The sequence below is a fragment of the Candidatus Profftella armatura (Diaphorina cf. continua) genome (assembly GCF_016593155.1).
Classification (GTDB): Bacteria; Pseudomonadota; Gammaproteobacteria; order Burkholderiales; family Burkholderiaceae; genus Profftella; species Profftella armatura_A.
Genome location: NZ_AP023215.1, coordinates 135,349 through 152,798, shown reverse-complemented (window position 1 = coordinate 152,798; position 17,450 = coordinate 135,349). Strand labels below are relative to the sequence as shown.

Below are 17,450 nucleotides of genomic sequence, written 5' to 3'. Positions count from 1 at the left end.
AAAAAATAATGCATAAAATATTAGAAAATTTTTTTAAAAAAAACGAAAATTCTTTAGAAAAATGTTTTTTAGAAGCAGCTAAAATTGGTTTGTTTATAACTCATCAGCCACCTAAAAATTTATTAGATATAAAATCTATAAAAAATTACATATTATTTAATTTGAAATATAAGCCATATTGTATTCGTACAGCTTTATTGGAAGATATTCCAGAATTAATTAAATTAGAGAAATCTTGTTGGAAAAAATTATTACGTACTCCTGAAATTATAATAAAAAATCGTATTTGTAATTATCCTAAAGGACAATTAGTACTATTAATTAATAATAAAATATCTGGGGTGATTTATTCTCAATTAATTAAATCTGTTAAAGAATTAGAAAATCATAATATAACAACGGTAGATACATTACATAATATTCATGGTTCAATAGCTCAATTATTAGCGATTAATATTTTTCCAGATATGCAGCAACAAAATTTAGGAGATCAATTATTAGAATTTATATTAATTTATTATAGTTTACAGACTAAAATAAATTTAGTAATTGCAATTACTTTATGTAAAAATTTTAATAAATTAGATAATTTATCATTATCAGAATATATTAAGAAACGTAATATTTATGGTATGTTAATTGATCCAATTTTATATTTTCATGAATCACACGGGGCGATTATTAAAAAATTAATACCTAATTATCGACCATTTGATTATAAAAATAATGGTTATGGTGTTCTTATTAATTATGATATAAAAAATAGAAAATGTATTGATATAAATAATAAAACAAAAGTAAAAAAAAATAATAAATATAATTTAGAGGAAATTTCTACTTATATAAAAAAAATTGTATATGAATGTTTGTCATTTGAATTTAAAAAATTTTTTTCTATTGATACGCCATTAATGGATATGGGTTTAGATTCATCAGATTTATTATTTTTAAATAAAAATTTATCTTCGCATTATCAATTAAATATTGATTCAACTTTTTTATTTTATAATAATACTGTTAATAAGATAATTTTTTATTTTTATAATAAAATTAATAATATAGATGTTTTTAAAAAAAATAATAAATCTTATTTGTTAGGAAAAAATTTTAAAAATATAGATAATAATTCTCTCAATAATTTAAATAAAGATATTGCAATTATTGGATTGGCATGTCATTTACCAGGGGGTATTAATACGTTAAGTAAATTTTGGAAAATATTAAAAAAAGGTTCATCTGTTATTGAGGAATTACATGAAAATCGCTGGATATGGCCCATAGAAATTGATATTAAAAATAAACATAAAGGTATTAATTTTGGAGCATTTTTAAAGGATATAGAGTATTTTGATGCACCTTTTTTTAGAATTTCTCCAATAGAAGCGAAATCAATGGATCCTCAACAAAGAATTTTATTGGAACTTTCCTGGAAAACAATAGAAGATGCTGGTTATAATTCTAATGAATTATCAGGTAGTAATACAGGTGTTTTTATAGGAGCCAGTGGATCTGATTATACACGATTATTAAGTGATTATATTAAAATTCCTATTAATGCGCATTATTGTACTGGTAATTCTATGGCGGTATTAGCTAATCGTATTTCTTATTTTTATAATTTTACTGGACCTAGTTTGTTAATAGATACCGCTTGTTCTAGTTCTTTAGTAGCAGTACATGCGGCACTTCAATCAATTAAAAATGGTGAATCTTCACAGGCACTTGTTGGTGGAATTAATTTAATTCTTCACCCATTTAATACTATTGCTTATTATAAAGCCGGTATGTTATCTAGAGATGGAATTTGTAAAACTTTTGATAAAAATGCTGATGGTTATGTTCGTGGAGAAGGCGCTGTAATGTTAATGTTGAAATCTCTTTCTGTTGCATTAAAAGATAATGATAATATATATGCTATTATTAAAGGATCCGCCAGCACTCATAATGGTCAATCAAATGGTTTAACTGCTCCTAATCCAATACAACAATCGTATCTTCTTCAAAAGGCTTGGAATACATCAAATATTGATGTGCGTTCATTGGGATATATTGAGTGTCATGGAACTGGTACAAAATTAGGTGATCCAATTGAAATACAGGGATTAAAAAATGCATTTCATAGTATTTTTTCATATGAAAAAAATATAAAAAATTTTTATGAAAAATGTGGGCTGGGGTCAGTAAAAACTAATTTGGGGCATTTAGAAGCTGCTGCTGGAATTACTAGTATATTAAAAGTTATTTTATGTCTTAAAAATAAAAAACTTCCTGCTTCATTAAATTTTTATAATTTAAATAATAATATAAAATTAGATGATAGTCATTTATATGTTATTGATCATTTTCAAGATTGGGTAAAACCAAGATATGAAAATAGACTGCGTATGGCTGGTATTAGTAGTTTTGGTTCAGGGGGAACTAATGCGCATGTAGTATTATCTGAATATAATATTAAAATAAATAATAAAATAATAAATAATATTTCTATTAATTCCACAAATTTTACATCACCTTTAATTTTTGTTTTATCAGCTAAAACTAAATTACAATTACTTATTTATGTTAAGAAATATATAGAATGGTTAAATAATAAAGAAAATTTAAATATTTCGTTAAGAGACTTAACTCTTCAATTACAAAAAGGGCGTCAAGCAATGAGTTGTCGTTTAGCGTTAGTTATTTTTAATCGTGATAATTTATTATTTCAATTAAATTTTTTTTATAAAAAAAAAATAATTCCTTTACAAAGGGAGTTAGATTTATTTAATGACTTAAAAAATAAAAAAGATATGGTTGCTGTTATTAATTCAGCGATAAAGAAAAAAAATTTTAAAAAGATTGCTATATTATGGCAATCTGGTATTGATATTGATTGGTCTTTAATAGATAAAAAAAATACACGAATTAGTTTACCAACTTATCCATTTTCAAAATATTATTATTGGCTCCCGAAAAATAATTTTAATAAATATATAAGTAATAGTGATGATACCCATATAAGTAATAGTGATGATACCCATATAAGTAATAGTGATGATACCCATATAAGTAATAGTGATGATACCCATATAAGTAATAGTGATGATACCCATATAAGTAATAGTGATGATACCCATATAAGTAATAGTGATGATACCCATATAAGTAATAGTGATGATACCCATATAAGTAATAGTGATGATACCCATATAAGTAATAGTGATGATACCCATATAAGTAATAGTGATGATACCCATATAAGTAATAGTGATGATACCCATATAAGTAATAGTGATGTAATGCAATTATCATTAACTTGGGATCCTATAATTATGAATTATGAAAATAATTCTTATTTAATAAATAGAAAATTATTAGTAATTGGAGCAAATTTTAAACAAAAAAAAATTATTCAATCTATTAATTGTTCTATGTATGAATTTTTTATAAATATTACTGAATCAGTTGATATAATTTCTTATAAATTAAATAAATTGATTTCAGAAGGATGTAAATTTGATCATATTATTTGGATTACTCCACAAATATTTAAAATAGATTTTATTAATTATCAAGATTTTGGAGTATTATTATTATTTAAATTTATTAAAGCTTTATTATCTCAAAAAATATATTCTTCTCGGGAATTAGTATGGACTATTATTACTTATTCGACTCAAGAGGTATTTGATACTGATTTAGTTTCTCCTGGGTATGCTAGTATACATGGATTAGCGGGTGTTTTAGCTAAAGAATATCCTTTTTGGATAATAAATGTATTAGATTTAGAATTTAATTCCAAACTAGAAGATATATTAGTAAATATACCAAAAAACATTATTAACGGTGAAGTACTTGCTTATCGCAATGGTCAATGGTTTAAAAGATATTTATATTCTATTGTTAATTTACGTTTATCATCAAAACCAATTTATAAACAAAAAGGTGTATATATAGTAATTGGGGGGTCCGGGGGAATTGGGGAGGCATGGACTAATTATGTAATAAAAAAATATTCCGCGCAAGTTATTTGGATTTGTAGGAGTAAATTAGATGTTAATATTCAGAAAAAATTAGAAAAATTTAAAAAAATTAATTCTTCAATACTTTATATTTCAGCAGATGCTTGTGATTTAACTTCTTTAAAAAAATCATTAACAATAATTAAAAAAATTTACCCAGTAATTAATGGTGTTATTCATTCTGCGGTTAGTAGTGAATTCGATCAAAGTATTGAAAAAATGAGTATAAAACGTTTTCAGTCTATTTTATCTATCAAGATTGATGCAAGTATCAATATCGCAAAAGTATTTAGCACAGAAGTATCAGATTTTATTTTTTATTTTTCATCAATTGTTGCTATTGAAAAAAATGGAGGAATGAGTGGTTATTCTTCTGGGGGGGCTTTTGAAGATGCGTATGCGATTTGTTTATCAAAAAAATTACAATGTTTTGTAAGGGTAATTAATTGGGGACATTGGGAAATTGGTACTGGTGAAAAGATTTCTAATTTTGCTAAAATTAGATTAAAACAAAGTGGACGTTTACTCTTAAAGGTGTCTCAAGCAATGACATTTTTAGAAAATATATCTAATATTCCTCTTAGACAAATTATTGTTATTAGAGTTAGTTGCCCTAAATCTCTTTTTTTATTTAATTCTTTGAAAAATTTAATTATTTATCCAGATAATTTAGATATAATAACACCATTTTCATTAAATTTTATGTTAACTGAATCAGATAAAAAAGTAGAATTATTAAAAAATTTTAGTATATTTAATAATAAAATAATGGAAATAAAATTATTACCTCTTTTAGCTGGAATATTAGTGTCTATGGGTTTTTTAGGTAAAGATAAAAATAATCATTGGAAAATATTACGAAATATTTCTAATAATACTCCAAAATTTTATGAAAAATGGTTAAAGGCAAGTATTAAATTTTTAAAAAAATATAATAAAAAAAATATATTAATAGTATTGGAAAATTTAAATAATTTAGAAAAGTTATGGGAATTTTGGAATATTTCAAAACAAAAATATTTTAATAATTCAAATTTAGAATCTGCTATTATTTTAGTAGAAACTTGCTTAAGATCGTTACCACTAATTCTTAGTGGAAAAATACGTTCTACTGATATTCTTTTTCCAAATGCATCAATGCGAATGGTAAATGGTATTTATTGTAATAATCTAGTATCTGATTATTTTAATAAAATTTTAGCAAAAACAATAGTTTCTTTTATTAAATTACGTTTACAAAAAGAACCATTAGCTCGCATAAGAATTATTGAAATTGGAGCAGGAACCGGTGGTACTACTTCAATAATTTTACCGTATCTTAATCCCTTTTATAAAAATATTTCTGAATATGCTTATACAGATATATCAAAAGCATTTTTATTTCACGCAGAAAAAAAATTTTTATCAAACTACCCTTATCTTACTCCTAAAATATTTAATATTGAAAAACCGCTTTCTAATCAAATGATTAAGCCTGGATCTTATGATATAGCAATTGCTACAAATGTGTTACATGCTACTCGTAATATTTGTTTTACATTATCTAATGTGAAAGCTGTTTTACGAAAAAATGGTTTATTGTTATTAAATGAAATTAGTAAAAAATCTTTTTTTGCTCATCTTACTTTTGGTTTATTAGAAGGATGGTGGTTATCAGATGATCAAAGAATTAGAATTTCGGATTCTCCAGGTTTATGCTCTAAAAATTGGTATAAAATTTTAAGTCAAGAAGGATTTAATACCATTTTATTTCCAGCAAAAAATACACATAATTTAGGTCAACAAATTATAATCTCTAAAAGTAACGGAATAATTAAACAAAAAATATCAATGGAAAAAAAAATAGAAAATAATCAGTTAAAATCAATACATAAAGATAAGAATTTTTCTTTAAAAGTTATTATTTTATATCTTAAAAAGATTATTGCAAAAGTATTGCATATGGATATTTCCAAAATAGATTCACAAGAATTATTAGGAAATTATGGAATAGATTCTATATTAATTATTCAAATTACCAATAAGTTACGTAAAGATTTTTCTAATATATCTAGTACATTATTATTTGAATATAAAAATATTTTTGAATTAGCTAATTATTTAATAGATAATCATAAAAAAGAATTACAAGAATTAACAAAAATAAAAATTGATAATAAAAAAATTGATAATAAAAAAATTGATAATAAAAAAATTGATAATAAAAAAATTGATAATAAAAAAATTGATAATAAAAAATATGAAATAAAAGAATTAAAAATAAATACATTATCTAAAAATACAATAGATATTTGCGATAATAATGATATTGCTGTTATTGGTATGAGTTGTCACTTTCCAAAAGCAAATAATTTAAAAGAATATTGGCAATTATTGATTAATGGAAAAAATTGTATTACTGAAATTCCATTCTCTAGATGGGAAATAGATAAATTTTATCATCCTGACCCAGAGGAGGCTATTAAACAAGGAAAAACTTATTGCAAATGGGGTGGATTTTTAAATAAAATAATGAATTTTGATCCATTATTTTTTAATATTTCTCCTAAAGAAGCAAATATTATTGACCCACAGGAACGTTTATTTTTACAAACAGCATGGGAAACATTAGAGGATGCTGGTTATACACGAGAACGTTTAGCAAGAGACTTTAATCATCAAATGGGTGTATTTGTCGGAGTTACGCGCACTGGTTTTGATTTATTTGGTCCTGAATTATGGAAATGTGGTAGTAGGCTATATCCTCATACTTCATTTAGTTCTTTTGCGAATAGAGTTTCATATTTTTTAAATATAAGAGGCCCAAGTATGCCAATAGATACAATGTGCTCATCCTCATTAACTGCAATTCATCAAGCTTGTCAAAGTCTACGATCCGGGGAAAGTAAATTAGCGATTGCTGGTGGTGTTAACTTGTACTTACATCCATCAAGTTATATTTTACTTAGTTCTTCTCGTATGTTATCTAAAGATGGAATATGTCGTAGTTTTGGAGAAAATGCTAATGGTTTTGTACCTGGAGAAGGTGTTGGTGCTGTATTGCTTAAACCAATTTCAAAAGCAATAGAGGATAATGATAGAATTCAAGCAATTATTAAAGCAACTCATATTAATCATGGCGGAAAAACTAATGGTTATACAGTACCTAATCCTAATGCTCAATTTGAATTAATTAAAAATACATTAAAAAAAGCTAATATAAATGCACGAAATATTAGTTATATCGAAGCACATGGAACTGGAACAGAACTTGGTGATCCAATTGAAATATCTAGCTTAGTAAAAGCTTTTAGAAATGATACAGAAGATAATAATTTTTGCGCAATTGGATCAGTTAAATCAAATATTGGTCATTTAGAAGCTGCTGCAGGAATAGCTGGTTTTATTAAAGTAATTTTGCAAATGAAAAATAAGCGCTTAGTTCCCACATTACATGCTAAAATAGCAAATCCAAATATTAATTTTTCTAAAACCCCTTTTTTCCTTCAACAAACATTAGTTAATTGGATTAGAGAAAAAAATCTTCCACGTGTAGCTGGAATTTCATCATTTGGTGCTGGTGGTTCTAATGCTCATATTATTATTGAAGAATTTAAGAAAATTAAAAAATCATTTAATTTTTCATGTGAAAAAAAATATATAATTATATTATCTGCTCGAAATGAGGAATCTTTAAAAAATTATATAAAATGTTTATATAAATTTACATTGCAAATGTCTTATGAAAAATTAGCAAATTTATCTTATACTCTTCAAATAGGACGAGAGGCGATGGATATTCGTATTGCTTTTATAGTATGTTCTTTGTCTGAGCTTCAAAAAAAATTACAAAAATGTTTAAATATTCAAGGAAATAATTATTCTTTCTTAGAAGAAGAGGAAAATATTTTTTATGGAAAAATAAAAAATTATAAAGATGTAATTAGTATTTTTTCTAATGATATAACAATACAAGATACATTAAAAATATGGTTTCATAAAAAAAAATATGAACGTTTACTTAAATTTTGGAGTAAAGGTATGAATATTGATTGGACAAAATTATATTCAGAAAAAAATATGTATCATTGTATTGCATTACCTACTTATCCATTTTTAGAAACTCCATATTTATTACCTTTATTAAAAACTAAATCTGATTTTTCAATATCTAGTTCTAATCAAGTAATTGATATAAAGTATAATAGATTAAAATATATTAATCTTAAAGATCATGGTAAAGGAATTTTTTCTATTAAATTTAGTAATTTTTATAATGTTAATGAGAATATAGAGGAAAAAATTAAAAATTCTTGCTGTGAATTAATTTCTTGCATTAAATCATTATCTAATTTAGATAAAGTTAAAGTATTAATACTTAATAATTTAGATAAATTATTTGCAGATACAATAAATATTAATAAATTAATTCAAACAGAGATCTCTAATATTATTCAATCTTTAATAAAATTTTTATTTCCTATAATTATAGTTTTAACAGGAAAAAATTCAAATCATGTTATGAAGATTTCTATGACATGTGATCTAATAATTTGTAGTAAACAGGGATATTATTGTGACTTATCTTCAGGTATTATTTTTGATAGTAAATCATTAAGAAAATTTAAATTATCATATCCAATTATTGATGAGTCCATCATTCAAAATTATGCCTTTGAAAAAGCAAATCAAATTATTCGATCATCATCGATTTCATTAAAAATACTTAAAAAACATTTAAATAAAAATATAGATAATATAATTACAAATTTGCGAAATTTTTCTCAATATCCAGATTTTTTATTAAAATTATCGTATAACAAAGATAAGATATCTGTAATTCCTTTTTCATCTTATGTTATTAAGTTAGAAGAATATTATAATGATATATTAATTTTAACTATATGTGATAGAGAAAATAAAAATATGTTTTCTTCTTCTGTTGTAAAGGGAATTATTGATGCTTTTTCTTATATAAATAGTTCATTAAAATATAAGGTAATTATTATAACTGGTTATAAAAATTATTTTGCTTGCGGTGGAACCAAAAATGGGTTATTAAAGATCCAAAAAGGAATATCTCGTTTTACTGATGAGAAAAGTTATTGTATGCCATTATATTGTAAAATTCCTGTAATTGCTGCTATGCAAGGTCATGCAATAGGTGCTGGTTGGGCTATGGGTTTATTTTGTGATTATACAGTTTTTAGTAAAGAAAGTGTTTATCAAAGTCCATATATGTGTTATGGATTCACACCTGGTGCGGGTTCTACATTAATTTTCCCGCAACGTTTTGGAAAAATATTAAGTAGAGAAATTTTATTAACTGCGGGTGAATTTAAAGGAAAAGAACTTAAAGAACGCGGAATATCTATGCCGGTATTACCCCGTAAACAAGTTTTGTTTTATTCATTAAAATTAGCTAAAAAATTATCTTTATTAAGCAGAAAAGAATTAGAATTACAAAAAAAATATTATAGTTATTCTTTGCAAAAAGCACTTTCTACTGTTTTTTTTCACGAGCTTACTATGCATGATTATACTTTTGTTAATAATCCTCGTGTTATTACTAATATTGAACGTTATTTTGATAAATCTATAAAAAAAAATGATTCTAAAATAATAAGTGATACCATATCTTATGGTGATTCAAAAAAATTATACTCATCTTCAAGCATATTTTCTATACTAAAAAATAGTTTAATTGAAGAATTACAAATAAAACCAGAACAGTTTGATGATGATGCTGTTTTTATTGATATGGGGCTTGATTCAATTATTGCGGTTACTTGGATTAGAAAAATAAATTCTCAGTTAGATTTATCTATAAATTCAACTAAAATTTATGATTATCCAACTTTAAATAAATTTTTTAAATTTATAATGTCTCAAATATCAAAGAAATTGCAATTAAAAAATTTATCTATAGATAATAATATTGATTTTGATAAATCTATAAAAAAAAATGATTCTAAAATAATAAGTGATACCATATCTTATGGTGATTCAAAAAAATTATACTCATCTTCAAGCATATTTTCTATACTAAAAAATAGTTTAATTGAAGAATTACAAATAAAACCAGAACAGTTTGATGATGATGCTGTTTTTATTGATATGGGGCTTGATTCAATTATTGCGGTTACTTGGATTAGAAAAATAAATTCTCAGTTAGATTTATCTATAAATTCAACTAAAATTTATGATTATCCAACTTTAAATAAATTTTTTAAATTTATAATGTCTCAAATATCAAAGAAATTGCAATTAAAAAATTTATCTATAGATAATAATATTGATTTTGATAAATCTATAAAAAAAAATGATTCTAAAATAATAAGTGATACCATATCTTATGGTGATTCAAAAAAATTATACTCATCTTCAAGCATATTTTCTATACTAAAAAATAGTTTAATTGAAGAATTACAAATAAAACCAGAACAGTTTGATGATGATGCTGTTTTTATTGATATGGGGCTTGATTCAATTATTGCGGTTACTTGGATTAGAAAAATAAATTCTCAGTTAGATTTATCTATAAATTCAACTAAAATTTATGATTATCCAACTTTAAATAAATTTTTTAAATTTATAATGTCTCAAATATCAAAGAAATTGCAATTAAAAAATTTATCTATAGATAATAATATTGATTTTGATAAATCTATAAAAAAAAATGATTCTAAAATAATAAGTGATACCATATCTTATGGTGATTCAAAAAAATTATACTCATCTTCAAGCATATTTTCTATACTAAAAAATAGTTTAATTGAAGAATTACAAATAAAACCAGAACAGTTTGATGATGATGCTGTTTTTATTGATATGGGGCTTGATTCAATTATTGCGGTTACTTGGATTAGAAAAATAAATTCTCAGTTAGATTTATCTATAAATTCAACTAAAATTTATGATTATCCAACTTTAAATAAATTTTTTAAATTTATAATGTCTCAAATATCAAAGAAATTGCAATTAAAAAATTTATCTATAGATAATAATATTGATTTTGATAAATCTATAAAAAAAAATGATTCTAAAATAATAAGTGATACCATATCTTATGGTGATTCAAAAAAATTATACTCATCTTCAAGCATATTTTCTATACTAAAAAATAGTTTAATTGAAGAATTACAAATAAAACCAGAACAGTTTGATGATGATGCTGTTTTTATTGATATGGGGCTTGATTCAATTATTGCGGTTACTTGGATTAGAAAAATAAATTCTCAGTTAGATTTATCTATAAATTCAACTAAAATTTATGATTATCCAACTTTAAATAAATTTTTTAAATTTATAATGTCTCAAATATCAAAGAAATTGCAATTAAAAAATTTATCTATAGATAATAATATTGATTTTGATAAATCTATAAAAAAAAATGATTCTAAAATAATAAGTGATACCATATCTTATGGTGATTCAAAAAAATTATACTCATCTTCAAGCATATTTTCTATACTAAAAAATAGTTTAATTGAAGAATTACAAATAAAACCAGAACAGTTTGATGATGATGCTGTTTTTATTGATATGGGGCTTGATTCAATTATTGCGGTTACTTGGATTAGAAAAATAAATTCTCAGTTAGATTTATCTATAAATTCAACTAAAATTTATGATTATCCAACTTTAAATAAATTTTTTAAATTTATAATGTCTCAAATATCAAAGAAATTGCAATTAAAAAATTTATCTATAGATAATAATATTGATTTTGATAAATCTATAAAAAAAAAAAATAAAAAACAAAAAAATATATTTTTAAATATTTTTGATAAAAATAATAAAAAATTTAATAATTTAGTTAGTTATGATATTGCAATTATTGGTATATCCGGTCAATTTCCTAAAGCTAATAATGTTAAAAAATTTTGGAATAATTTATTAATAGGACGTGATTGTGTTTCAAAAATTCCTAATATAAGATGGTTTATTGATGATTTTTATGATTCAGATAAAAATGCAATTGGTAAAACTATTTGTAAAAAGATGGGGTCTTTAGAGGATGTTGAGATATTTGATCCATTATTTTTTAATATTTCTCCGTCAGAAGCGGAATATATGGATCCACAACAACGATTATTTTTACAAAATTGTTGGACGTGTATTGAGGATGCTGGTTATAATCCATTTGATCTTTCTGGAAGTTTATGTGGTGTATTTGTTGGTTGCGCTGTTAGTGATTATAATAAATTAATAACGGATCCTGATGAAATACATAATGCTTATGCTTTAATGGGGGAGTCAGTTTCTATCTTACCAGCAAGAATTTCTTATTTTTTAAATTTACAAGGACCTTGTTTAGCTATTGATACGGCTTGTTCTTCTTCTCTTGTTGCTATAGCAAATGCTTGTGATAGTTTAGTTCTTGGAAATAGTAAAATTGCATTAGCTGGAGGAGTTTATATTATTAATACACCAGATATTCATATTAAGATGAGTAAATCTGGAATGTTATCACCAGATGGTCATTGTTATAGCTTTGATCAAAGAGCTAATGGTTTTGTACCTGGAGAAGGTGTCGGGGTATTAATGTTAAAAAAATTAGAAGATGCAAAAAAAGATGGAGATGATATTTATAGTATAATTAAGGGGTGGGGGGTTAATCAAGATGGAAAAACTAATGGAATTACCGCTCCAAATACACAATCTCAAGTGAGACTTCAAACTGAAATTTATAAAAAGTTTGATATAAATCCTGATGATATTCAATTAATTGAAGCACATGGAACTGGTACAAAATTAGGTGATCCAATAGAATTTGAAGCATTGTGTGAATCATTTAATAAATTTAGCTATCGTAAAAATTTTTGTGCACTTGGATCTGTAAAAAGTAATATTGGGCATTCAGCGACTGCCGCAGGTGTTATAGGTATTATTAAAATTATTTTATCTTTAAAACATAAAATTTTACCTCCTACTATAAATTATAGAATTCTTAACGAGCATATTAAATTAGAAAATAGTCCATTTTTTATTAATACACAATGCAAATCATGGAATATAGAAAATAAAAAAAAACGTATGGCAGCTATTAATTCATTTGGATTTAGTGGAACTAATTCTCATATAGTATTATCAGAAAAAATAAAAGATAATAAAAATATTAAATTTATAAATAATTTACCTATTTTTACGGTATTCCCTTTATCTGCTAAAAATTTATCTCAATTATTGGTTTATTCAAAATTGATTTGTAATTATATTTCTAAAGATTTAAAAAATAATAATATTAATATATTTGATTTTATTTATACATTTCAGTTCGGTAGAGCTGTTATGTCTTATAGATTAGCGGTTGTTATATCTTCTTTTGAGGAATTATATGAAAAATTATTAAATTTTATAAAAAATTATAAGGATAAAGAAAATTATATAGATAATAATTTTTTTTATGGAAAAATAAAATCTAAAAAAAATAATACAATTTTTAAAAAATTAAAAAATCTTGAAATGACAAATAAAAATTCATTAGAAATTTCTATAATTTTAGCTAATAGCTGGGTTAATGGAGATGCTGTTGATTGGAAATATTTACAATTATTTAATAAAAATTTAGGATATCGTAAACATGGACTTCCAACTTATCCTTTTGCGCGTGAATATTATTGGATATTTAAAGAACAGAAAAAAAATATTTTCCATAAAAAAAATAATTTTAAATTATCTAATATTAATTATAAAAGTAATATTTATAATGAATTATTGGATTCTATTGATTTGCAAGATCGATTACAGTTTTATAAAAATAAACAAATTATTTTTATTTATACAGATAAAAATGAATTTAATATATTTAAAAAATTATTATCACAACTTCAAAAGGTATCTAATCTAGAGGATAAAAAAACAAATAATTTTATTTCTCCAATTTATTATAATTTTTATTCATTTTTTACAAAAAAATTATTTTTTGAAGAAAAGTATGAAATTGTATTAATTTTTAATATATCAAAAATAAGTGATGATATTATTATTCTTTTAGAAAAATTTTTTCAAAAATTTTTAAATGGATACTTTGGGTATCCAATAGAAATTATTTTTTTTATACAATTAGAAATAAGTAATAAAGAGTATATAAATAAATTTATTAATTATAAAATTCATTTATCTATAAATAATTTATCTAAATTAAAACGCAAAAAAATAATTTTTTGTGATGATTATAATAAATTTAATCGATTGTTTTTTATACAAAGATTATGCATAGAATGGTTAATTCCAGAAAAAAATAATACATTAGTTGATTTTAATTATATTTATTATTTAAATAATAAACGCTTTATTAAAGAAAATTTAATAAATAAAAATTCGGAAGAAAATAATATTTATTTAATTAGTAAAGATTGGCGTGTAAAAGAACCGTATTTTTTAAAAAATAACATTGAACGTAAGATATTATTAGTTTTAGTTAATGAGGACTCAATACAACTTGTGGAAAAAATATTGAATTTAAATGATTTTAAAAAAATTATTTTAATATCTATTTTTAATTCAGGAATAAATTATATTTCAAAATATGATTTAGTAAATTTAAATGATATAAATTCAGCTCGTATAAACATTCAATCATTAGTTAATAAGTATGATAATAATATCACTCATATTATTGATTTAAGCGATATTTATAATGTTACGCATGATTATGATAATGATCAATTTGAAAAAATAGTATTTTATCAAATTATAATTAATACTATTAATGAAATTTCAATTTTATATTTTACAAAAGAATTACAAAATTTTAAATTTAAGAAAATGACACTTTCTGGTTCAAAATTTTCTGGAATTATTAAAATGATAAGTTCTGATTATCAACATATTAATTCACGTTGTATTGATATTGATAATTCTATTTATAATGAACCGCTTAAATTAAGAAATATTATTTTTAAAGAGTTTAATATAAAATTACAAGAAACTGAAATTTGTTATCGAGATAATCAACGTTATGTACCAATTCTTTTAGAAAAAAAATTAGAAATTAAAAATTATATGCCTTTTTTAATTTCCAATAAAGGGGTATATGTTATAACTGGTGGGACTAATGGAGTAGGCTTAGAAATTGCTAAATATTTTGTTGAAAAAGGTTGTAAAAATATAGTTCTTATGGGGATTACAAATCTTCCCCCTAAGGAGGATTGGAAAAAAATTATCTCTGATAATGATTTATCTTTTTATTTAATAAATAAACTTAAAGAATTAATTTATTTAGAACGAAAAATTAAAAATTTAAAAATTTATATTGGTTCATTAGATGATTTAAATTCATTGGAAAAATATTTTATAAAAATTAGAAATAATTATGGTCCAATTAAAGGTGTTATTCATTGCGCTGGAGTTTATTCTAATATTAAAAAACCGGGTTTTTCTAATAAAAATATAGAAGATATAAAAAAAGTTTGGGAACCAAAAATAAAAGGAATAGAAAATTTACATAAAATATTTAAATTAGATCCATTAGATTTTTTTATTTCATTTTCTTCTATGTCTAGTTTAATACCGTATTTAGCTAGAGGATCTTCTGATTATGCTGCAGCGAATACATATATGAGTTTTTTTTCTACATATCAACAATTTTTATATAAAAAGATTTTTTATAAAAATATTATAATTTCTGATTGGAATCAAACAGGTGCTATTACAAGAATATCAAAGGAAAAATTTATTATTGTGGAAAAAGTATTTAATAAATTAGGAATGAGAACATTTAATAATAAAGAAGGAAAAATATTATTTGAAAAAATTATGAATTTAAATAATGAAAATAGTATTAAAGAAAATAATAATTCTATTATTATAAATTATTTAAATTTATCAATATTTAACAATATTAAAGAAAGATTATTATATGCCAGACCATTTAAATTTAAATCTAAATTAATGAAAAAAAATATAGAAGATTATATTAAATATTGGGAAGAAAAGAAAAAAAATGGTATAAAAATTTCTATTCAAGAAATTATTAAAATAATAGATATTAATGAAATTAAAAAATTAAGTTCTGATTTTATAGATCGTATTCATAAATTAATAACTTTTAATAAAAAACAAAAATTAGAGAAATTTAAAGAAAATAAAAATTTTAATAAACAAATTTTAGAAAAAATAATTTCTAAAACAATAATGGAAGTATTAAAACTTAAGGAAATTGATTTTACAGAGACATTTCAAAGTTATGGATTAGATTCTATTTCAGCGATGGTATTATCTACTAAACTTGAAAAAAATTTGAAATATACAATTCAACCTCAATGGCTAATTGATTTTAATAGTGTTAAGAAATTATCTGTCTATTTATCAACTTTAATAATTAATAATAAATAATGAATAATATTAAAAATAAAATAATTACTAATTTAAATTTAAAAAAAATACTTCAAGAAAATAATTTTTTAAAAAATAAATTTAAAATTAATTTTAGTGTTATGTTTTTTTCAGATGTTAGGGAAAATATACAAAATAAAAAAAAATATGATTTTATGCGTGATGTTACAATTTTTGCTGATTCTGAAAATTTTAATGCAATTTATATTCCAGAGAGACATTTTCATAAATATGGTTCAATTTATGCTAATCCCGCTGTAATTGCAGCATATTTAATTCCGCAAACTCGTCATATTCGATTTAGAACTGCAGGTATATCATTACCATTACATAATCCTATAGAAATAGTAGAATGGTGGGCTATAAATGATATTTTATCTAATGGAAGAGTGGATTTAGGGTTTGGTTCTGGATGGAATAAACAAGATTTTATTTTTGCGCCAAATAATTATAGAAATAGAAAATCTATTTGCACTAATAATATATCAAAAGTACAAAAACTTTGGAGAGGAGAAGAAGTATTATTTTGGAATTCTGATAAAAAACAAATACCAGTTATTACTTATCCGCGTCCATATCAATCAGATCTTAAAATTTGGCTTTTAGTTACACAAAATGATGAAGGTTTTATATATGCAGGTAAAAAAGGATATAATATATTTACTATGCTTTACGGAAATAATTTAGATATTATGAAAAATAAAATTATTCTTTATAGAAATAGTCGTAAATCTGCTGGATTAAATCCAGATGATGGTATTGTAACACTAATGTTACATACATTACTTTTAAAAAATAATAATCAAGTAGAACAAGCGGTAAAAGATCCTTTTATGAAATATATAAAAAATTTAATGGAAGCGCATTTAAAGGCTGCTATTGATCAAAAAGGGGGTGAACCATTAAATGACATTGAGAAGAAAAAAATTCTTGAATATTCTTATCAAAGATATTTTAAAACTAGTGCTCTTTTTGGTACTGTTGACGAAGGAATAAATATAGTTAATAAAGCTATTTCAATTGGTGTTAATGAAATTGCATGTTTAGTTGATTTTGGGGTTGATTATTCTATAGTAATGAAATCATTATTATATTTAAAAATACTTATGAATAATTATCAATAAATAT

Annotated in this window: 2 protein-coding genes; both read left to right on the top strand. The window is 22.9% G+C overall.

The annotated features are described in order from the left end of the window. Positions 1-8 precede the first annotated feature (8 nt). On the top strand, positions 9-16,322 hold the full coding sequence (locus JIC14_RS00675) for an SDR family NAD(P)-dependent oxidoreductase (protein WP_201329882.1): 16,314 nt from the start codon (positions 9-11) through the stop codon (positions 16,320-16,322). After that, a complete protein-coding gene (locus JIC14_RS00670) occupies positions 16,322-17,446 on the top strand; it encodes a MupA/Atu3671 family FMN-dependent luciferase-like monooxygenase (RefSeq protein WP_201329881.1) in 1,125 nt (374 codons plus the stop codon). Before JIC14_RS00675 ends, JIC14_RS00670 begins: the two co-directional genes overlap by 1 nt. Positions 17,447-17,450 lie beyond the last annotated feature (4 nt).

Coding starts and splice junctions, on each gene's coding strand:
- JIC14_RS00670 (WP_201329881.1), top strand. CDS start 16,322: ATGAATAATATTAAAAATAAAATAATTACTAATTTAAATTTAAAAAAA.
- JIC14_RS00675 (WP_201329882.1), top strand. CDS start 9: ATGCATAAAATATTAGAAAATTTTTTTAAAAAAAACGAAAATTCTTTA.